The following is a 19567-nucleotide window of genomic DNA, read 5'->3' as shown; positions in this document are numbered from 1 at the left end:
CCGATGTTTAAAAAAACAAAACTCAGGCTAGTTGTTCTGAACGCACTTGTCTTTTTTATTCTCCAAAATTTCTTTGGGGCTTCGATTTATCTATATATGCACTATAGTTTGTACCATCAAGTGGATAATAATATTTTGGAAAAGAAAGATCATTTACTCCATGAGGAGGAGAAATTTGGGGAGGAGTTCAACCAAGAGAAGGAGGAGAATCATCGGCTTATCTATTTGTTATGGGAGAAAGATCATAAACTTAATAAAGTTATCCCTACAAACTCGATTACTAAAATTGATACAGAACACTTTTCGAAGTTGTTAAATAAAGAAGGACTTCAATCCATTACAATTGGAACTGAATCCTATCACTTTATGAACATATTTGTATCAACATATAAAAATTATTCACCTGTACAAAAAATTCAGGTGATCTATAACCTCAGACGTGAAAAGGAAATGTTATCTCATTTACTGCTGGTCATTGGTTTTGGATCTTTATTAAGTGTTTTTATCGCAGTATTAGCGGGAATCTATCTTGCGAATAAAGCTTTAATCCCTATCAAGCAATCCTGGGAAAAGCAGCAGCAATTTGTTTCAGATGCTTCACATGAATTGCGTACTCCGCTTTCTGTTATGAAACTTAATTTGGAACACTTATTTCGCCATCCAGACCATAGTATTGAGCAGGAAAGTGAGGTCATACATCAGGCAATTCAAGAAATTAACTACTTATCAAAGATGTCCTCCGATTTACTAACCATAGCACGGTCAGACTCGAATCAGCTGCAATTGATTCATGAGACCTTCCAGTTAGATGACATTCTGCATCAGGTGGTTAAGGATTTTAATACACTAGCCATTGTAAAAAATATCCGGATAACAGCTGACATTGAGCCCATCAACATTATCGGTGATAGAGAGAGGTTAAAACAATTGTTCCTCATTCTATTAGATAATGCACTGAAATACACGAAAGAAAATGGAGCCATTTTCGTTAAAACCAGCTGTAAGAATTCACGTGTTATTATTGAAATAACGGATACAGGTATTGGAATCTCGAGGGAAGATCTTCCCCATATATACGATCGATATTATCGTGGTGACAAATCGAGAAATCGTCATTTAGAAGGGGCTGGTTTAGGGCTTTCGATTGCAAAGTGGATTGTTCAGACCCATTCCGGTAAAATCCGGATTACCAGTAATGAAGGGGAAGGGACCCAGGTTTTTGTCATTCTTCCAGTTAAAAATCAAAACTAGGATAAATATGCAAGATATGAAAGAGATGGATTCCATCTCTTTTGTTTCATTAGTTAACAACGCCTTGTATAATGCAAAAAAGGATCGCCGAAGCCATCCTCATCATAAATCGTTCATTTATTTGTAACAAAGAACAAAGGAAAGGATCCAAGGTTTTAATGTGAATACCTTTTCCCTTTATTACGTAGAAAATCAAGGATCATTTTTGAAAGGATAAACATTAGAATTGTAACGATAAAAGAATATAGATAGTTCCAATTTTCTAACTTATACATATTAAAATAAACAAAAACAGGTATCCCTATAAAGCACATTACAGCAGAAATAATAACTTCAGCTAGTAAATAAACTTTCCATTTACTGAAAAATTGATAACACAAAGCCATCAGTACGGGAACGATCGCAAAATCGACTGCATTTAAGCGGTGAGTAAATATTAATAATTGGTGGGGATAACTCCAACGGTCGTAAAAAGTACCTATTTCATCTGCCAGACCAACAATAATAAAATTTACTACAAACGCTAAAGAAATTAACAATATTCTACTTCGATCAATTAAAATTATAAGTAATATAAAAAATAAAGCATTTAAAAGGACAATAGTCCACCATTGAATACTAAATACATCTTGATGTATCCATATATGTGCTTCTAATGAATGGTATCTGCTGCCCATCTTTTCTATATGACTGTACATAATATACCTCACTCTTATTTAACTATTAACAATTCTAGATTACACATCTTTGTTTGTTTTATCCCTTTAAGGGGCATTTTTAGACGTTAATAAAAAGCCTTAAGTCCAAATTTGGTTTAATATATATACTCCTAAGCTAGCGTAGATTACTATTAATAAAAATAATCTCCAATATACCTTAGTGTCTGATTCAATTGGATTTCGATATTTAAAAGGTACAAGGTATACTCCTACATAGTTAAAAAACCTTGTAAAAACCCAATATAGTGAATAGGAGTCCCAATAATCCCAGCCGTTTTTAAATCGTATAAACCCTGCAAAATCCTTAAGAAAAACCTCGATGGAAAAAACCAAAGTAAGAGTGATAAAGAAAAATGGAAAGGTCCTCCTCTTGGGTCTAAATCTTATAATAAACAAAGCTAGGAGGCTATAGCTTATGGCTACCACTGGCAGTACGAGCGGAAGAGGGAGGACAAATCGATAAAAGTCCATCCAATAAAAAAGTAGACATAAACATGATGTGATAATCAAACTAATAATTAGTAAGATTCCATAACGAAAGACATGTTTTTTTATTATAAAAAAACATCCTAATCCGTTACCTATAAAGCAATACATAGAATGGCGTAATTTAAAGCTATTTGACTCATCTAAATAACTCCTATTTTTAGGGTCTACTATAGTTAGTCTTGATTACTTTTGGAAATTAATACCTAATGACGAAAATAAAATGATAAGTTGAGGACATATGTCCTATCCTGAACAAGAAGAAATACTTTTTAATAAAGGTAAATCTAGTTTAGGGAGAGATAAAAGATGAAAGGATACTTATTTGCCATTTTAGGAGGGGCCTTTATTACACTGCAAGGTGTGGCAAACACACGGATAGGTGATGATATTGGGACTTGGCAGGCAGCAACGATTACCCAGTTTACTGGATTTGTGGTGGCCCTGCTAGTCTCTTTATTCGTTCGTGAAAATAAATGGCAGGGATTCAAGCTGGTCAATCCTTTATATTTAACTGGTGGTGCGTTTGCTGCGATTATCATTTTTGGTAACGTTACATCGATCCAGAAGATTGGTGTGACCTTGTCGATTTCAGCCATATTGATTTCCCAATTAACGTTAACCTTTATTATTGATAGTAATGGCTGGTTTGGACTGGTAAAACAACGGATGAGGCTTCCGCAATTTATTGGAATTGGCTTGATGATTGCTGGTGTGGTAATACTTCGTTTTTAAATTGGAGGTGGAGTGCATGATGGAAATCAACGATCGTGGGAAATTGGAGTTTTATATCAAGATGCATCAAATCGATGCCATATTTACGGAACAGCTCCTTCCACATCTATTACTTTATAGTTTTGATAAGGGAGAGTTGATTTGCTCTCAAGGTGACCCGTCGCAATATTTATATATCCTTGTTAAAGGAAAACTCAAAATCTATACGAATTCACCTGAAGGCAAAACCCTTATCCTTTCTTTTAAAACGCCGCTTGAGGTGATTGGGGACCTTGAATACGTACAGGGCATTGATTTTATCAACACGGTCGAGGCGGTATCATCGGTGATGATGATTGGTGTTCATCATCGCTGGTTGAAACAATATGGACATGATCATGCGCCACTACTGAATTTTTTATTAGAGATTATTACGAAAAAATTTCACCTTAAAAATAAATCAATGAGTTTTAATATTATGTATCCGGTGGAAGTACGGCTGGCCAGTTACCTGTTATCTGTATCGGTTGAGGAATCTGAGCTGGTTTTCAGTATAAAAGATGCTGCGAACTTAATTGGAACAAGTTACCGGCATCTAAATCGAGTAATCACTCAGTTTTGCGAAGAAGGTCTGATTGAGAGGAATAGAGGCTTTATTCTCGTAAAGGACTTAGAGGGATTAAGGAAGCTTGCCGGGGGCAATATTTACGAATAAAGGTTAGGTGAGGATTGGATGATAGTAGGATTCATTTTTGCGTTAATAGCAGGTTCGTTAGTTAGTTTGCAAAATATATTTAACAGTAAGGTCAATGAACGCGCAGGTTCTTGGGCGACGACTACGCTGGTGCTGGGACTTGGATTCCTGGCTTCGTTGACGATGGGGCTGATTTTTGAAGGCGGAAGGTTGTTTCAGCTACATGGAATGAAGCCTTGGTATTGGATGAGCGGGGTAATTGGAGTAGGAGTGGTTACCTGTATCGTTCAAGGAATTAAGAGGCTCGGACCAACAATTGCCGTTTCAATCGCTTTAATCTCACAGCTCGCGTTTGCATTATGGTGGGATTCCATGGGTTTTATGGGGTTAGATAAGGTTCCTTTTACATTTAAGCATTTGCTTGGGGTATTGGTGATTGTGGCGGGGATTGTGGTATTTAAGTTTGGCGGGGGTAAAGAGAGTCCGGAGAAGTCGAGGATGATTCAAAACGGCTTGAAGCATTTAGGGCGAAACTAAAGCAACCTTTTACGGCTGCTTTAGTCATGTTGTTCTTCTGGCGATTTTGACTCCATAGGGGAATGCTCTAAAGCATCGGTAATTTTCTCTTTCGTTATATTAATGTTTTCTTCGGTACGAGTATTCCAAATACTATATTTCATTTGGTTTCCCCCGCCATTGTTTTCATTTTTCATAGGTTTATTTCACCCCCATTCTTATCGTTTCTAGAAGGAGATGAAGTATACCAACTATTTAATCGAGTTTTTTGTAAAAAAACAAAATTGGCCAAAAAATAAAATACTGGGATATTGAACAACATCATAACTTAATCGTTATTCAATCTTCCCGTCCCCACTAGTACCGGCTCCGCCTACGCCAAATACCATGATAGCCACGCATGCTATCCCCACTAACATTTAGTTTAAAGGACCAATGTTAACAAACTATGTCTTAATTGTTATGGGCATATTAATTGTCTATTAAAATAATATTAAATGTAAATGTTTTATAGGGAGGGAAAAGAATGGAACACGAATTAAAAGAGTTTATTAAGAAGTGTGACGAGGCCATAAAGCAGGAAGATTTTGATACGTTAATGAAGTATTACACGGAGGATGCCATTTTGGTTGTAAAGCCTGGCATGGTTGCTAGAGGGAGGGAGGAAATCAAAAAGGCATTCATTGCTATCGCTAAATATTTTAATAACAGTCTTGTACCAACACAGGGGGAAATGGTTATCCTAGAAGCCGGAGACACCGCTTTGGTTATTTCTCAAACGCTGCTTGATGCCGAAAAAAAGGACTCGGAGTTCTCAATGGATCGAAGAGCAACATATGTGTTTAAGAAGAATACACAAGGGAAATGGTTATGTGCCATCGATAACTCATATGGAACCGATTTAATAAATAGTTAGCATAAAAAAGACGATTCGGGATCCCGAATCGTCTTTTTATCGCGTTATATTTAAACTATTGCTTTTGATTTTTCAGCACCAGCATTTTTGTTACCCATTTTTTTTAAGAAAGGAACTACCCAGCGGTCTAAACCAATTCTACCAGCGTTATAACCAGCAGTTAAGATAATGAAGCCTAAAAAGATGTCTCTTGGGTTATGAGATACAGTTCCTGCTAAGAAGAAAGAGAAGTTCATCATAAGACCAAAGAACATTGCTGTTGTGGTTAAGCAGCCAAGGATTAAGCCTAAACCAATTAAAGTTTCACCAACAGGTACAATAACGTTAAAGATATCAACGTTTGGCAGTGCAATGTGTTTAAGGAAGTCAACATACCAGCCAAATACGACTGCACCGTCCGGACCTTTTACTGGGTTGGCGATTGCTCCTTTTAAGAATCCGGATGCATCGAACCCTCCGCTAGATAATTTTCCAATTCCTGCAGAGATCCAAGAGTAGCCAAGGTATAAACGTAAAACAGTTAAGATAACTGCTGCAATTTTATTCTCTCTTAAAAATTTGTTAAACATAAATGATTCCACCCTTCAAAATTTGTTTTCTCTTTATGGTTCTACTATATTCCTTTTTCACATTAAAAACATGGCAATAGGGATAAGTTCAAAGTTTGTTCGAAATGTTTTTACAGAATTATGAACATCCTTTGAATCAACTAAAAATAAGACTCCCATTACGGAGATGTAGTGGGAGTCTTACTTTCTTTATTCAATTTTAATTCTAGTTTTTCACTTAAGAAGGTTGAGCCGAGGATTAGAACACCGCCAATCATTTGAATAACTGTTATACTTTCACCTAAGAAAATCGCCGCTATGATAACAGCGGAAATGGGATCTATATAACTTAGGACTGCGATGGTGGAGCCCTTTAGCTCTTGAATTGAGGTGAAATATAAAAAATAAGCCAATCCTGTATGAACGATACCCAAGATCAGGATAAAGTTAATGGAAGTGGAGTTTAGCCCTGAGAAAGTAAGATTCCCTTGCCACCCAATATAAGGCAATAGCACAATGGCTGCGGTCATTAGTTGAACTAAGGTAATTTCAAAGCCAGATAGGTTTTTTATAAATTTGTTCATTAGAATAACGCTTGCATATAGTGCCGCTGCTAACAAACCATAGAATATGCCAAGAGTATGGTTTTGTCCTTCTCCCCCAGGATTCACAATTAAAAACAGGCCGATCATCGCCGCTATAATACAGCCAATCTTTACACTCGTCAGTTTTTCCTTTAGAACCCATGGAGCCAAGATCATGACAAAGATGGGAGCAAAGTAATAGCTAATGGTGGCATTTGAGATGGTTGTGTAACGATAAGATTCAAATAAGAAAATCCAATTCAGCCCGATGGCTCCTCCAGAGAGTAAGAGCAGGAGTGCATTTTCTTTTAATGCCTTAAACGATGGCTTATGTTTAAGTAAAAAACTAGCAACAAACAGAAACAGGCTTCCAATAACCCCTCTTAAAAACGCAATTTCACTAGAAGACATCTCAATATTTTTTACAAACACCCCAATGCTTCCAAAGATGAGCATGGTCGTGATGAGTCTCATTTTTCCTTTCATGTCTCCCCCCCTTTTGTTATATTCTATCGAATCATAATGTAAATCTTTACACAATAGTTTTTCAAAGGATTTTCTTTAAAAAATAATAGCAGCCATCAATTCGATGGCTGCTGGCTGTCTTGATATAAATCAATATACAAGTTTCCCTTTGTCCCTACGACAGCGTAGGCAATTTCGGAAACCTTGGTATTTCTTTTCTCTAATTCTTTATTGAGCCATTCTTCATTGTAGGTGGAATTTGAGAGGTTTTCCGATAAAATCGCACCGTCCATAATTAATTCTACTGGAACTTTGTAAGATGGCGGATTCAAATTTACATCTTTTCGGGTGATATTCTGATATTCTGCTTTTTTTAAAACGGATAGGGAACCATTTACCTCTAATATGGCCCAATCGACTTCATCCATATTAAAGATATCTTTCCCCCGTAATGCTTGTTTCAGCATATCGATTGAAAAGCCAGTTTTCTGAAGAGATGCTTCTAGGATTTTCCCCTCCTGTATGAGTGTAACAGGTTTTCCGGCGATTCGTTCGCGAAAGCGTTGGCTCTTGATTGAAAGTATATTTAAGGTGAATATAACGGCTCCCATAATGATAAACGAAAGGATAAAATAGATAAATTTTATTTTATAATTAAAGGTTAAATTTCCCGCTATCGTACCCATGGTAATGGTTGCGATAAACAAATGATAGGTTTTTTGAAAGATGGTTCGTTTTCCGAGAATATGTACAAAAATCCATAATATGATAAAGGCGGTGAAGGTTCTAATAATTATTTCTAAAAACACTGACATAAGTTACTCCCAAACGGTGATTTTGTTTGGGATAGTTTGTTCTTTTTGGTTGAGATTTATTCTAGATGTGCAAATCTGAACCGTTTTCTATAAGTGATGGAGAACCTTCGGGATAAATTCAGCATAATGATTAATATGAAAATCGGCAGTGATGTTAGGATTCTGAAACGCAACCGTTTTAATGTTTAATCCTCGTGCCGGTATTAAATCCAAATCCCGATCTCCTACCACCAAATCGATGTGACGAGTTTTTAGTACATATTCGTACGAAGCGGTATGAGGCTTCCGAGTAAACCCTTGTTCTTCAACAGAAACCACTTCTTGGAAGTATTTTAATAAATCGAATTTCTCAAGCAGCAACAAAGTTGAGTCCTTCTCGCGATGAGTGACGATCACATTTTCATCGACCGCTGCTAACACTTCCTCAATATGATCAAAAGGCAGGCTGTTTACAGAGTGCATATTATATAACCGCTGATATTCGCCCCTCAGTTCTTCAGAGATTCCATAATGCTTGAAGGCCGTTTTTGAATCTTTCTTAAGCCACCTTAATACCTCGGTACGATCCAAATTTTGTTTGCTCAAATTGACGAAACCCTCCACAAGTGCTGGATATGTATCAAAAAGGGTGCCATCAAAATCCCATAGTACATTCATCTTAAAATCCCTCTATTCATAAAAAGTTTTCACTTTTCTTATCCTATAGAAAAATCCCTCTATATTCAATTATTCCAAACCTTTCCTTATATACATAAACACACCTAAAGTTGGAAAACTATATAAAAATGGGAGGTGGTTCGTAATGAAGCAAACTATATTAAAGACGCTCCTAAAAAAATTCAATACTGAACCACATTTTAATGAAAAATCAAATCAAAAAGAAATCAACCTAAAAGGCCAAGATATAAGCAGTAATTATGAACATAATTTAGAAATCTTTAAATCCATATTTAGTGTCCCGAAAAATACCGATGTCAAGGTTCGTGAGTTTACAATCCGGTCACTAGACCGTCGCGCTTTTCTTATTTTTATCAGTACGATGGTGGATATCGAAAATATTCAGGAAACCATCATCGAGAAATTAATCAAAAGCGAACAGCCTTCTGGAAGGATTCAAGATATAACCTCGTACTCTATGGAAAAGACAGCGACCAACATAGGAGAAATTACAGAGTTTGTTACGGGTGGGATTACAGCTCTTTTTATTGATGGTGACAAGAAATGTTATTTATTTGAAACAACCAATATCCGCGGCAGGGGAATAGAGAAGTCGGATAATGAGGTAATTGTCATAGGGGCAAAGGAAGCCTTCAATGAAAAAGTAATCGATAATATCGCCTTAATCCGTAAAAAGATAAAAAATGAAAATCTGATTGTGGAGTCACAAGTTGTTTCGAAACGATCAAGGAATGATGTCTTCCTTATTTATCAAAAAGATTTAGCAAATGATGAAATTCTCAAAAACATAAAGGGCAAATTAGCCGCACTTGATACGGATAGGATACTCGATTTAAGTATTTTAGAACAATATCTTGAAGAGCGGCCGAGATCTCTGTTTCCAACCCTGTTGTATACAGAGCGTCCTGACCGGGCAGCCTCCTTTATCGAAGAAGGTCATATTATTTTATTGATGTCGAACTCGCCAAGCTGTTTGGTTTTGCCAACTACCTTTTGGGCAATGCTCCATTCACCGGAGGATCACTATCTTAGGGCACCATACGGGAATTTCATCCGAATTTTACGATTCTTGGCGATATTTATTGCCTCATTTTCGACTTCCTTCTATATTGCAATTACCAATTATCATGTAGGGATGATTCCACCGGACTTATTAATGGCAATTGCTGGAACAAGGGAACGTGTTCCTTTTCCATCGGTTATTGAAATCTTGATGATGGAAATTGCTTTTGAATTAATTCGAGAGGCAGGATTACGAGTTCCTTCACCAATTGGACCTACGATTGGCATTGTTGGCGCATTAATTTTAGGACAAGCAGCTGTTCAAGCCAATGTGATTAGTCCGATTGTTATTATTGTCATTGCCTTAAGTGGTCTAAGTTCATTTATTATCAGTGATCATAGTCTTAACTTTGCTATTCGTATAACCCGTTTTTTGTTTATTTTTGCGTCAGGAACGATGGGAATCTATGGGGCAACGTCATTATTTATATTTGGATTGTTTTATCTAGTTTCGTTGGATTCCTTTGGTACTCCATACTTTGCACCGATGACTCCGCATTTCATATCATCCAAGGATTTAATTATCCGCCATGTTCCAATTAAAGAAAGGTTTCGCCCGGGTTATTTAAAACCTAAGGATATAGTTAGACGAAGAAAGGGATAAAAATATATGGTTCAGCAGCAAAGAAAGCTTGGTATTCGTGAATATGTATCCATTTCTATTTTAATGGCCGGGGCTAAGGTAACCGAGGATACCCCGACCATGCTTTACAAGGGAGTACAAAATGCTGCATGGATGATTCCAATTCTGGCCGCAGGTATTTTCTTTATTCCGTTCCTTTTATTGAATAAGACTCTTTTGTTGTATCAAAACAAGGATCTATTTTCTGTAATCGTAAAACTACTTGGTAAATACATTGGTTTCTGTGTCTGCCTTCTTATTTTCCTTATTAGCTCGATTGGAATTTCATTTGATACTAGAACCTATACCAATATCATTCGGACATTTTATTTTCCAACCACACCTATATTTGTCATTTATGCGATATTAATGGCCATATGTGCTTACGGTGCCAAAAAAGGAATTCAGCATATTGGTTCTGTTTCCTATCTTATTGTTTTCTATGCTGTCATTTTCTTATATATTGCCTTAATGTTAAGTGCCCAAAGCAGTTCCATTCAGGCGGTGTTTCCTATTTTAGGGCCAGGGCCATTTAAAATAATAAAAGATAGTGTTCGCGGACTAAGTCTTTTTGCTGACTTTTTTCTTCTCACAATGATTATCCCTTTTTTACGCTCCGGAAAAGAAGTCCGGAAAGGTACATGGATATCATACTTATTTATCACCTTCCAATTAAGTGTAGCCGTTTTGGTTTATATTTGTTTGTTTGATACGTCATTAGGTACGATTGGTTATCCATTCCATACACTTATTCGTTTTATATCCTTGGGAAGCTACCTTCCAAATGTGGAGATCATCTTTTTTGTCATTTGGCTTTTGTCAGCATTTATTCGTTTTACAGTCTTTTTATATATTAATGGAATGATGTTTGGCTATATTTTTAAAATTAAAGATATTGAATACTTAATTCCAGCTTTAGCTGCGATTTATTTATTAATTGGTAGTATGCCGGAATCAAGTATAGAGATTGCTCAATCTAAATTAGTTGTTATAGCGGCTGTGGGCCCTGTGTTTACCATTATTTCAGTGATACTTTGGTTAGCTGCTGTGTTAAGAGGAGAATTTAAACATGCAAAAAACAGGAATAGTATGTAAAGGATTGTTATTTCTAGTTATTGTATGCCTATTAGCTGGCTGCTGGGATCGTAAGGAACTAGAAGATCGATCCTATGTTATTGGATTAGGCATTGATAAATCCAAACACAAAGGGGAAATTAAAGTAACTATGCTGCTTGCTAATCCTGAGGTTGGCAGTATGCAAGGCGGTGGGGGTTCAACCGAAAAGCCACGAGAAGTCATTTCGTTTGATGTAAATGATTTTATTGCTGCTAAAGGGACAGCCAATGCGATTATCTCCCGAAAAATTAGTTACGAATTCCTAAGAATTATTATTGTCTCTGAATCATATGCAAAGGAAAAAAAGTTTGTTAATACGATTATGGATACCCAAATGGATAAAGAAATCCGTCAGAATACTTATTTAGCAGTTTCAAGAGAAAATGCAAGTGACTATTTTGTAGAAAATAAACCGAAAATGGAAACTAGGCCGCATAAGTATTTTCAATATATGGTCGACCACGGGATTGCAAATGGTATGATTCCGGATTCTACGTTATTCCGTTATTTTAAAACGTTAGAGAGAGGAACAGACCTTTATTTGGCGATGTACACGACTGCTAAAAAGGTTAAAAATCCTAAGATTAGAACTGAGGATGAATATATGGCCGGAGAAGTGAATGCAAGCGGGGAGCTGGATGATACACAATTTATTGGATCGGCTGTTTTTAAAAATGGTGTGATGATTAATAAGTTAACTGGCCGGGAAACTCGAATTGTCAATATCCTGGACGATACAACCGACATCAAAGATATATTAGTTGATTTCCCAAATCCTTTTTCAAATAAGGAGAGGAATTTCGCTGCAAGAATTATGAAAAGGGAAAATAATAAGGTGAAAATGAATTTAAAAAGAAACAAGCCCCAAATTATTATTACCATCCCTTTAAAAGTTGAAATTATGACTAATCCATCTATGGTTGGCTTCGCATCAGAAAAAAATAGGCGGATTTTAAAACAACGTATTATCAGAGAAATCAAAGTACTGAATGAAAATTTATTTAGTAAATCTCAACAGGAATTAAAGGGTGTACCCTATCCGTTACCGCTTTATGCCCGGCGCTATTTTTTAACGATTCAGGAGTTTGAAAAATTCAACTGGGGAAAATCGTTTTTAAAGGCAGATATTATAGTCAAACCGGAAGTAGAGATTATTGACTACGGAAAGCAGCCAACAAAACCGTTAAAGGTAGGGGGATAGTATGCTTTTATTGACCTATATTGTTCTGTTTGTTATTACTGTCTATACTTTTGGTTTTGGTGTTACCTTATGGAAGGGGAAACAGAAATTTAGCGCAGTTGCTGTTTTTTTCCTTTGTCTAACCCTTATCGTCCTGCCGTTTTTTTCTATTATCCAATAAAAAGGAAACAATTTTGACCAGGAAAACACTAGGAGTGAACCTTGCTTTTAAGCTGGGTTCCTTTTTTTGTCTACTTTAAAAACTAAGTTATCATAGGTAAGTAGATACTTTCGTTATACTATAAAATAGGTTTATACTATGGAAGTAGATTATTTGTGAAAAATAGATTGGAAGTGGTGATCAGCGTGCTGAAAAAGATCGATATTTTATCAAAAGTTGTAGATTGTGGAGTAGTCGCAGTTGTCCGTGCTGATTCTAAGGAAGAGGCAGTCAACATCTCTGAAGCCTGTGTGCAAGGGGGCATTCAAGGGATTGAGGTTACCTTTACAGTCCAAGACGCGGATGAAGTGATTAAAGAATTGGTAACGCTTTATCAGGATAATCCTGAAGTTGTGATTGGTGCAGGAACCGTCCTTGACGCAGCAACTGCTAGAATTGCGATTTTAGCTGGAGCCCAGTTTGTAGTAAGCCCAGCATTTGATGAAGCAACTGCAACACTATGTAATCTTTATCAAGTTCCATATATGCCAGGATGCATGACGCTTACTGAAATGAAGCGTGCGTTAGAAGCAGGTGTGGATATTGTGAAACTGTTCCCTGGCAGTGCTTTTGGTCCGGATTTTGTTAAGGCTGTCAAAGCTCCGCTTCCACAGATTAACATTATGCCTACCGGCGGTGTTGATTTGGAGAATGTTGATAAGTGGATCAAGAATGGCTGTGTAGCAGTGGGTATAGGAGGAAATTTAGTTGCACCTGCTAAAACAGGGGAATATGAAAAAATCACTGAGTATGCACAACAGTATATTCAAAAGGTACAAGCTGCAAGAGGAAAATGATTGTTAGGGAGGATAAGTTGATGCCAGCTAATTTAAAAGATACAACCACCTTACATAACGGCGTGAAAATGCCATGGATGGGATTAGGCGTGTTTAAGGTAAAAGAAGGCGAAGAAGTTGTTGAATCTGTTAAAGCCGCTCTACGGAACGGATACGTTAGCATCGACACGGCTGCGATTTACGGTAATGAAGAGGGTGTAGGTCAAGCAATTAAAGAGTCAGGCATTCCCCGCGCGGAGTTGTTTATTACGACAAAGCTTTGGAATTCTGAACAGGGATACGAATCCACGCTAGAGGCTTTTGAAACGAGCCTTAACAAGCTTGGGCTTGATTATCTTGACCTTTATTTAATTCATTGGCCGGGAAAAGATAAATATAAAGATACGTGGCGAGCATTTGAGAAGTTATATAAAGATGGCCGTATACGCGCTATCGGCGTAAGTAACTTCCAAATCCACCATTTAGAAGATTTAATTAGTTCTGCTGAAATTAAACCAATGGTGAACCAGGTTGAGTATCATCCTCATTTAACACAGAAGGAGCTTCACGCTTTCTGTAAAAATGAAGGCATTCAGCTGGAAGCATGGTCGCCTTTAAAACAAGGACAGCTTCTCAGCGAACCTATTCTTGTCGATATCGCCCAGAAGTACAATAAATCCGTAGCTCAAGTTATTCTGCGTTGGGATCTTCAGAATGAAGTAGTGACGATTCCGAAATCTATTAAAGAGCATCGCATTATCGAGAATGCCGATGTCTTTGATTTTGAGTTAACCCAAGAGGATATGGATAGAATTGATGGATTAAATCAAGATAGTCGTGCAGGCTCCCATCCGGATAAGATGACGGTTGGTTTTGTATAATACGGAAGCACAAGCAGATAAGCTTTATCTTGCTTGTGCTTTTTTGTGGCTTGGAGGATGAAGGACAAAAAGTAGCTTGGGAAGATAATATGGCCTTCATCAAGATAGTGAAGGCCAAAAGTTGGTTGAGTAAGGAGGAGAGTGTCCTTCATCAAGGCTGTGAAGGCCAAAAGTTGGCTGAGCGAGAGGGAGAATGTCCTTCTTCAAGGCTGTGATGGTCAAAAGATGGATGATCGAGAGAAAGAATGTTCTTCAGTAATCAAATGAAAGATACCACCTAGTCGAATTATTAGAGCAATAAAATCAATTAGAAAAAATTGTCCAATTATAGGTGTAAATGGGATATTATTGAAGTAAGGTAATGAGATTTGCAACGTAATTCCCTAAGTGGAACAATTCGAAGGCAGGAAGAAAAGAATGGATACCAAATCGTTATGGTTTTCTTTAGGAATTTCACAACTAATCTATGTTTTATTATTACCGGTGTGGCTTAAGCTTCTAGCTTATCTTCATCCGATTGTTCTGGTCGTTATCTGGATGTGCCTGACAGGTCTTGCTATGTTTGTAATTTATTATGTTCGGAAATGTACAATCAATATCTCTATTTTCATTTTAAAAATATTAATAACGTTATATAGCATAGGATTACTAATTTTGTTATTTTTCCGTCCAGCAAATCGGGAGTATAGTCAAATAAATTATGTCCCTTTTAAAACCATAGGCGGATTCCTTGGTGGAGACAGTAATTTTCTAATAGCTTTTTACAATCTAACTGCCAATATCCTATTATTCGTACCCTACGGTGTAGCTGCTCGTATGTTTTCAAGGCACCTCTCTTGGTGGATGTTAGTTTTGATACCGGCAGCAAGCACCATTTTAATTGAAACCATGCAGCATCTTACCAAGCGCGGCAGCATGGATATTGATGATTTAATCTTAAATCTGCTAGGTGTCTGGATTGGTTTTGGCCTAAGTTCTGTTATTCAAAAGGTTGTAAAAGTAAAAAAATGATTAAGGTAGCATAAATGAACTTGACACTTAAAAATACTAGGGGGAATCACAATGAATCTGCCTTAATCCTTGGTGGTACACAGTTTGTAGGAAAACCCCTTTGGATCAAATACTTATTGAGCTAATCTACTTTTACAAGCAACAAAGGGAGGTTGATTAAATGACGGGTGGAATTATTATTGCTGGGCTTATTTTAATTGGGCTGACGGCAGGTGTTACGAAACTTGTAAAAAGCAACAGGCCGGCTTTATTGAAGGGAAATATCCCGCCACGGCTTGGAATCCTTGACCATATCCCAATTGAACCTCTACTTGATAAATTAAATAATTCCCTTGATGATGACTATGTTCACCAAGTGATGGAACGCTTTTTACAAGAAAATCCAAAGCTAACTGAGGATGAATTTGAATGGAGACTGTTTGAGTTAAAGCGCTATTTCCTATTATCCAATCTCTTAAAGACGACTCCCATGTTCAGCCAAGAGGTTGATGAAGTCTGGCATACGATGATCCTTTTTACACAAAAGTATCAAACCTTTTCCGAACGATTTCTCGGACAGATGCTTCATCATTCACCAAACACCAATCCCAAGCCAGCACCACACGAACGAGCATTTTTTGACTGGACTTTTTCACAGTTATTTCAAATTACTAAATATAGCTGGAAATCATGGGGGAGTTTTTTCAATCATCCTATTGAACTTCAGCTCTTAAAAGAACTTAGAGAGAGCCCTAGCGAAACGTTAAAGGAAAAATACTTTAAAGTAAGCGGGGATAATAAGGAGTTAATTGAATACCTGGTTTCGCAGATGAAAAAACAATTAAGTGAAGCGGAAGCGACGTATCAAATCCATAAAAAAGGTAAGTTTACCAGACTTCAAACATATGGTGAAATGACCTCTCTGTCCCTGGTGATGATCTTTTTTTCTTACTATTATTTTGATGAGTATTGGAACCATGTTAAACTTTATGCTTTAGCGAACCCCGGAAACTACACGAGCGGATGTACAACCGCTGTTTTTTGTGGCACGGCCTCAACGGATCATCATCATTCAGGAGACGGAGGCGGCCACCACTCAAGCTGCTCAGGCTCAAATTGCTCAAGTTCAAACTGTTCAAGCTGCGGCAGCGGTTGTTCGTCATGAGTTTAACGTGTGATTTTCCGTGAAAAAAAGCGATGCGTACAGCGGCATCGCTTTTTTAGTTAGTATTATTTTAGCGGTATCCATATCTCAGAGTAATAATCTGGGCTCCAAGGGTCGCCCGCGGAATATACTTCTAACTCAGGACCCGCTGCATGCTCATAATGATTAGACGGAAACCATTCTGAGAATATCTGTTTCCAAGCATTCTGCATCGAGTCTGGCATTGCACCATGAACTTCAAATACTCCCCACTTGGCCGCAGGAATATCAAGTATCTCTAAACCTTCCGGCTGGGGACCTTCATATTCCGCTGCAATCCAGTAATCCATTAATCCGGACTGCTGATAATGTTTGTCTACACAAACACCCACCACCCCGTTGATTTCACCATTATTCAGTTCAACTAACAAGTCATTTGTTCCATCGGCGTGAACTTCCTCCCACATTTTAGGGATATCCCTTAGATTTTCACCATTCACACATGAAAACTCTCGCTTGATTCCCGCCACTTGAAAACTTTCACGCTCTACCATTCGATAATTCACCTGTTCTGCTCCTTTCAGATTAAACTGTATTTATGAAATTAGGGAGGGGATCAATCCAAGATCTATTCTCCCTTTCCTAGTCCATGCATGATAAACTGAATCGTGCGCTCTGTTTCCAATTCATCATCCCACGGGGCTTCCGGGAACAAAATATAACGTGAAAATAAGTAGCCCATGACACTAGTTATCACGAGACGGGCTACGCTTAGGGCAGGCATTTCAATTATTTGCCCTTTTTGCTGATACCCTTCAATTATATGTGAAACACGGCCAAATAAGTTTTTTGCAATCAAGTCAATAAATTGGTCCCTTAATTCCGGCTGAAAGGGGATCTCTTGAAGCATAATTTTAACCACAGGGAGAAGTTTCTTTAAGACGTTCCTGCGGTTCTCAATCGTTGCCCTGAGAAAATCCTCGACGCGGTCGTACTGCTGGTTTAAGACTTTATCAAAATCATTGACGATATAGGGGCCGACCACCTTTGCCATGATGGGAACAACAATTGCCATTAATAGATCCTTTTTAGTTTTATAATGACGGAAAATCGTTCCTTCCGCTACACCAGCTTTTTTAGCAATTTCACTTGTGGACGTGGAGGCATACCCTTTTTCGGAAAACGATTCAATTGCTGCAAGAAGTATTTTACTTTGCTTCTCGGTTAATTTTTCCTCATCAAACAGCTGCTGTATCAGCATTTCTTCTTGTTCGAACATGGTTTACTCCTTTAAATTTTTCGATACTTCTTCAAAGCTACTATATTTAGGATAATAAATACAAGAGCAAATCCTAACAAGACAAGTAGGTCCTTGATAATATCACTGAAACCTAAACCTTTATACATAACCGAAACCAAAGCATCACCGCCATAGTATAGGGGCATAATTTTTGCAATTACTTGCATCCAGTCCGCCATACCTTCGAATGGGAAAATCCCTGCAAAAAAGACCTGAGGAACAATCGCAATCGGAATAAACTGCATCATTTGGAATTCGGAATTGGCAAAAGCCGATAAAAGGATACCAAGGGACAAAGCGACGAGCGCTAAGCACAGATTAATAATGACCACATTCCAAAAAGAACCAACCAGCATAATGTCTAATACTTTGACTGAATAAATCACGACAATTAGAGTTTGAATGATAGCAAATAAACCGTACCCGGATAGGTAACCAAAAACGATGTCCCTTCGTTGAATCGGTGTGGCTAGTAAACGGTCCAGTGTTCCGGTTGTTCGTTCCCGAAGTAAAGCAATTCCAGAAATCAGAAAAACAAAGAAGAAAACAAAGAAACCGACTAAGATAGGACTTAACTGATCAAAAAAGGTCGTATCTTTATCACCGTAAATGTATGTCGTTGTAATTTTTGGAGCCTTAGCCAGTTCGATGTTTATTGGTGCCCCTTGAAGCTTACTCTGAATCTGTTGAAGGAATTGGGTCATTTTTGCTGATTGTTTTTTTGCATTTTCCGCAGCGAATGCCTGTTGGACCTTGATTAACAGGGCCTTAGTGGCCGAAGGCTGCTCATTTTTAAGTGTTAGTTTGATATCATTATTATTCACTTGAAGAATAGCATCTAAATCATCTCGATCCATAACAGGGTTCCAGTTGGAACGGTTGTTATATTGTTTGACGATGATATCCTTACTTTTTAACTGTTTTACAAGGGAAGCATCTGCTCCGGTAACCCCAATTCTAGGATCGACCGTATTACTTCCTAGCAGGTAATGGAGAAGGGTAAGAATTAATAAGGGGGCAACCATCATCAAAGCAAGCGCCCGTTTATCGCGGAGCATTTGATGGATAATTCGTTTAACTAAGGCAAAAATCCTCATTTTTTAACGCCTCCAGCCTTTAGAAATACCTCTTCTAATGTTGCAATTCCATATTGTGTTTTTAATTCATGCGGCGAGCCGCTCGTTAAGATTTCTCCGTCTCGAACCATAGCCAGATAATCACATTTTTCCGCTTCGTCCATTACATGGGTTGTGACTAAAATGGTTTTGCCTTCTAGCTTTAAACGGTTGATTTCAGCCCAAATCGAAAGGCGCAGTTCGGGATCGATTCCGACTGTTGGTTCATCTAATACAAGAACTTGCGGGTCTTGGACGAGGGCAACAGCTAATGATAACCTGCGTTTCATGCCGCCAGAGTAGTCTTGAACCTTCTTTTTTAAATCGGATGTAAGATTGACTAAATCGGCAGCATAGGCAATGCGTTCTTTTTGCGCTCCATTTTTTAATTTAAACAGTGAAGCGAAGAAAGCTAAATTTTCCTCACCAGTCAAGTCGGTGTATAGAGCATCGGCTTGGGCCATATAGCCAATTTTTTGCAATAGGTGCAGGTTAGGGACTTTTGTATTTAATACCTGTACTTCACCTTTAGTGGGTCGGTCCATACCGACAATCATTTTTACTAGCGTTGTTTTGCCAGAACCAGAGGGCCCAATTAGACCATAGATTTTACCTGGCTCGACTGAAAGATTAATATTATGCAAAACTTCTTTTTTTCCAAAACTTTTACTAACATCTTTCAACACGATAGATGCTGACATTGATAAACCCCCTTCGGGAATGAAAATGAGTGATTACTCACTTTTATTATAAAGCAGCAAAAAGTATAAGGTCA

Annotated in this window: 23 protein-coding genes; 13 read left to right on the top strand and 10 right to left on the bottom strand. The window is 37.7% G+C overall.

The features are described from left to right. Positions 1-3: 3 nt before the first annotated feature. Positions 4-1251: a sensor histidine kinase gene (locus AAHB15_RS06710; RefSeq protein WP_342042019.1), complete on the top strand. Its 1248-nt coding sequence runs from the start codon at positions 4-6 to the stop codon at positions 1249-1251. A gap of 155 nt (positions 1252-1406) precedes the next feature. On the opposite strand, the gene AAHB15_RS06705 is transcribed toward AAHB15_RS06710, so the two are convergent. Continuing rightward, complete coding sequence (locus AAHB15_RS06705; RefSeq protein WP_342042018.1) at positions 1407-1949, bottom strand: CBO0543 family protein; 543 nt, start codon at positions 1947-1949, stop codon at positions 1407-1409. A gap of 816 nt (positions 1950-2765) precedes the next feature. On the opposite strand from AAHB15_RS06705, the gene AAHB15_RS06700 reads away from it, so the two are divergent. Genes AAHB15_RS06700 through AAHB15_RS06690 form a run of 3 tightly spaced genes read left to right on the top strand, consistent with a single transcriptional unit; the run spans position 2766 to position 4401 of the window. Next, positions 2766-3191, top strand: a complete 426-nt coding sequence (locus AAHB15_RS06700) for a DMT family transporter (RefSeq protein ID WP_342042017.1) — start codon at positions 2766-2768, stop codon at positions 3189-3191. 16 nt (positions 3192-3207) lie between these two features. Beyond that, complete coding sequence (locus tag AAHB15_RS06695) at positions 3208-3885, top strand: Crp/Fnr family transcriptional regulator (RefSeq protein ID WP_342042016.1); 678 nt, start codon at positions 3208-3210, stop codon at positions 3883-3885. Between the two features lie 18 nt (positions 3886-3903). After that, positions 3904-4401 carry a DMT family transporter gene (locus AAHB15_RS06690; protein WP_335571491.1) on the top strand — a complete coding sequence of 166 codons (498 nt, stop codon included), beginning with the start codon at positions 3904-3906 and terminating at the stop codon, positions 4399-4401. Positions 4402-4421: 20 nt separating this feature from the next. On the opposite strand, the gene AAHB15_RS06685 is transcribed toward AAHB15_RS06690, so the two are convergent. Then, positions 4422-4577 (bottom strand): hypothetical protein, encoded by a 156-nt coding sequence (locus AAHB15_RS06685; protein WP_335571492.1) that lies wholly within the window; start codon positions 4575-4577, stop codon positions 4422-4424. 329 nt (positions 4578-4906) lie between these two features. On the opposite strand from AAHB15_RS06685, the gene AAHB15_RS06680 reads away from it, so the two are divergent. Then, complete coding sequence (locus AAHB15_RS06680) at positions 4907-5296, top strand: YybH family protein (RefSeq protein WP_335571493.1); 390 nt, start codon at positions 4907-4909, stop codon at positions 5294-5296. 50 nt (positions 5297-5346) lie between these two features. Here the strand turns inward: AAHB15_RS06680 and AAHB15_RS06675 are convergent, their stop codons facing one another. The 4 genes from AAHB15_RS06675 to AAHB15_RS06660 all read right to left on the bottom strand — a co-directional run bounded on the left by AAHB15_RS06675 (position 5347) and on the right by AAHB15_RS06660 (position 8365). Beyond that, positions 5347-5865 (bottom strand): DoxX family protein, encoded by a 519-nt coding sequence (locus tag AAHB15_RS06675; protein WP_335571494.1) that lies wholly within the window; start codon positions 5863-5865, stop codon positions 5347-5349. A gap of 158 nt (positions 5866-6023) precedes the next feature. Beyond that, positions 6024-6914, bottom strand: coding sequence for a DMT family transporter (locus tag AAHB15_RS06670; protein ID WP_342042015.1), 891 nt, complete (start codon positions 6912-6914; stop codon positions 6024-6026). Positions 6915-7009: 95 nt separating this feature from the next. Beyond that, positions 7010-7708 (bottom strand): DUF421 domain-containing protein, encoded by a 699-nt coding sequence (locus AAHB15_RS06665; protein WP_335571496.1) that lies wholly within the window; start codon positions 7706-7708, stop codon positions 7010-7012. Positions 7709-7795: 87 nt separating this feature from the next. Next, positions 7796-8365, bottom strand: coding sequence for an HAD hydrolase-like protein (locus AAHB15_RS06660; protein WP_342042014.1), 570 nt, complete (start codon positions 8363-8365; stop codon positions 7796-7798). A gap of 145 nt (positions 8366-8510) precedes the next feature. Between AAHB15_RS06660 and AAHB15_RS06655 the strand changes: the two genes are divergently transcribed. The 8 genes from AAHB15_RS06655 (at position 8511) to AAHB15_RS06620 (ending at position 16398) form a co-directional block, all read left to right on the top strand. Next, positions 8511-10052 carry a spore germination protein gene (locus tag AAHB15_RS06655; RefSeq protein WP_335571498.1) on the top strand — a complete coding sequence of 514 codons (1542 nt, stop codon included), beginning with the start codon at positions 8511-8513 and terminating at the stop codon, positions 10050-10052. Between the two features lie 6 nt (positions 10053-10058). Beyond that, positions 10059-11165, top strand: coding sequence for a GerAB/ArcD/ProY family transporter (locus AAHB15_RS06650; protein WP_342042013.1), 1107 nt, complete (start codon positions 10059-10061; stop codon positions 11163-11165). Then, entirely contained in the window at positions 11140-12387 is a 1248-nt protein-coding gene (locus AAHB15_RS06645; RefSeq protein WP_335571500.1) for a Ger(x)C family spore germination protein, read from the top strand. The genes AAHB15_RS06650 and AAHB15_RS06645 overlap by 26 nt, the downstream gene beginning before the upstream one ends. 1 nt (position 12388) lies before the next feature. Then, complete coding sequence (locus AAHB15_RS06640) at positions 12389-12547, top strand: hypothetical protein (protein ID WP_335571501.1); 159 nt, start codon at positions 12389-12391, stop codon at positions 12545-12547. Between the two features lie 188 nt (positions 12548-12735). Further along, a complete protein-coding gene (locus AAHB15_RS06635; protein ID WP_335571536.1) occupies positions 12736-13383 on the top strand; it encodes a bifunctional 4-hydroxy-2-oxoglutarate aldolase/2-dehydro-3-deoxy-phosphogluconate aldolase in 648 nt (215 codons plus the stop codon). A gap of 20 nt (positions 13384-13403) precedes the next feature. Next, on the top strand, positions 13404-14243 hold the full coding sequence (locus tag AAHB15_RS06630) for an aldo/keto reductase (protein ID WP_335571502.1): 840 nt from the start codon (positions 13404-13406) through the stop codon (positions 14241-14243). Between the two features lie 417 nt (positions 14244-14660). Then, a complete protein-coding gene (locus AAHB15_RS06625; protein ID WP_335571503.1) occupies positions 14661-15254 on the top strand; it encodes a VanZ family protein in 594 nt (197 codons plus the stop codon). A 160-nt stretch (positions 15255-15414) separates the two neighbouring features. Then, complete coding sequence (locus AAHB15_RS06620; RefSeq protein WP_335571504.1) at positions 15415-16398, top strand: hypothetical protein; 984 nt, start codon at positions 15415-15417, stop codon at positions 16396-16398. Positions 16399-16463: 65 nt separating this feature from the next. On the opposite strand, the gene AAHB15_RS06615 is transcribed toward AAHB15_RS06620, so the two are convergent. The 4 genes from AAHB15_RS06615 to AAHB15_RS06600 form a co-directional block, all read right to left on the bottom strand. Next, the gene (locus AAHB15_RS06615; protein ID WP_335571505.1) at positions 16464-16943 is read right to left on the bottom strand and encodes a GyrI-like domain-containing protein; all 480 of its coding nucleotides are present in this window, start codon (positions 16941-16943) and stop codon (positions 16464-16466) included. A gap of 62 nt (positions 16944-17005) precedes the next feature. Beyond that, positions 17006-17656 carry a TetR/AcrR family transcriptional regulator gene (locus AAHB15_RS06610; protein ID WP_335571506.1) on the bottom strand — a complete coding sequence of 217 codons (651 nt, stop codon included), beginning with the start codon at positions 17654-17656 and terminating at the stop codon, positions 17006-17008. Positions 17657-17667: 11 nt separating this feature from the next. Continuing rightward, positions 17668-18774: an ABC transporter permease gene (locus AAHB15_RS06605; protein WP_342042012.1), complete on the bottom strand. Its 1107-nt coding sequence runs from the start codon at positions 18772-18774 to the stop codon at positions 17668-17670. Continuing rightward, positions 18771-19493: an ABC transporter ATP-binding protein gene (locus tag AAHB15_RS06600; protein ID WP_335571508.1), complete on the bottom strand. Its 723-nt coding sequence runs from the start codon at positions 19491-19493 to the stop codon at positions 18771-18773. The genes AAHB15_RS06605 and AAHB15_RS06600 overlap by 4 nt, the downstream gene beginning before the upstream one ends. Between the last annotated feature and the right edge of the window lie 74 nt (positions 19494-19567).

Origin of the sequence: Bacillus sp. OTU2372 (assembly GCF_038440275.1) — a bacterium.
Taxonomy (GTDB): domain Bacteria; phylum Bacillota; class Bacilli; order Bacillales; family Cytobacillaceae; genus Neobacillus; species Neobacillus bataviensis_B.
Note: the sequence above shows the minus strand (reverse complement) of the source record. Positions and strands in the feature narration are given on the sequence as shown.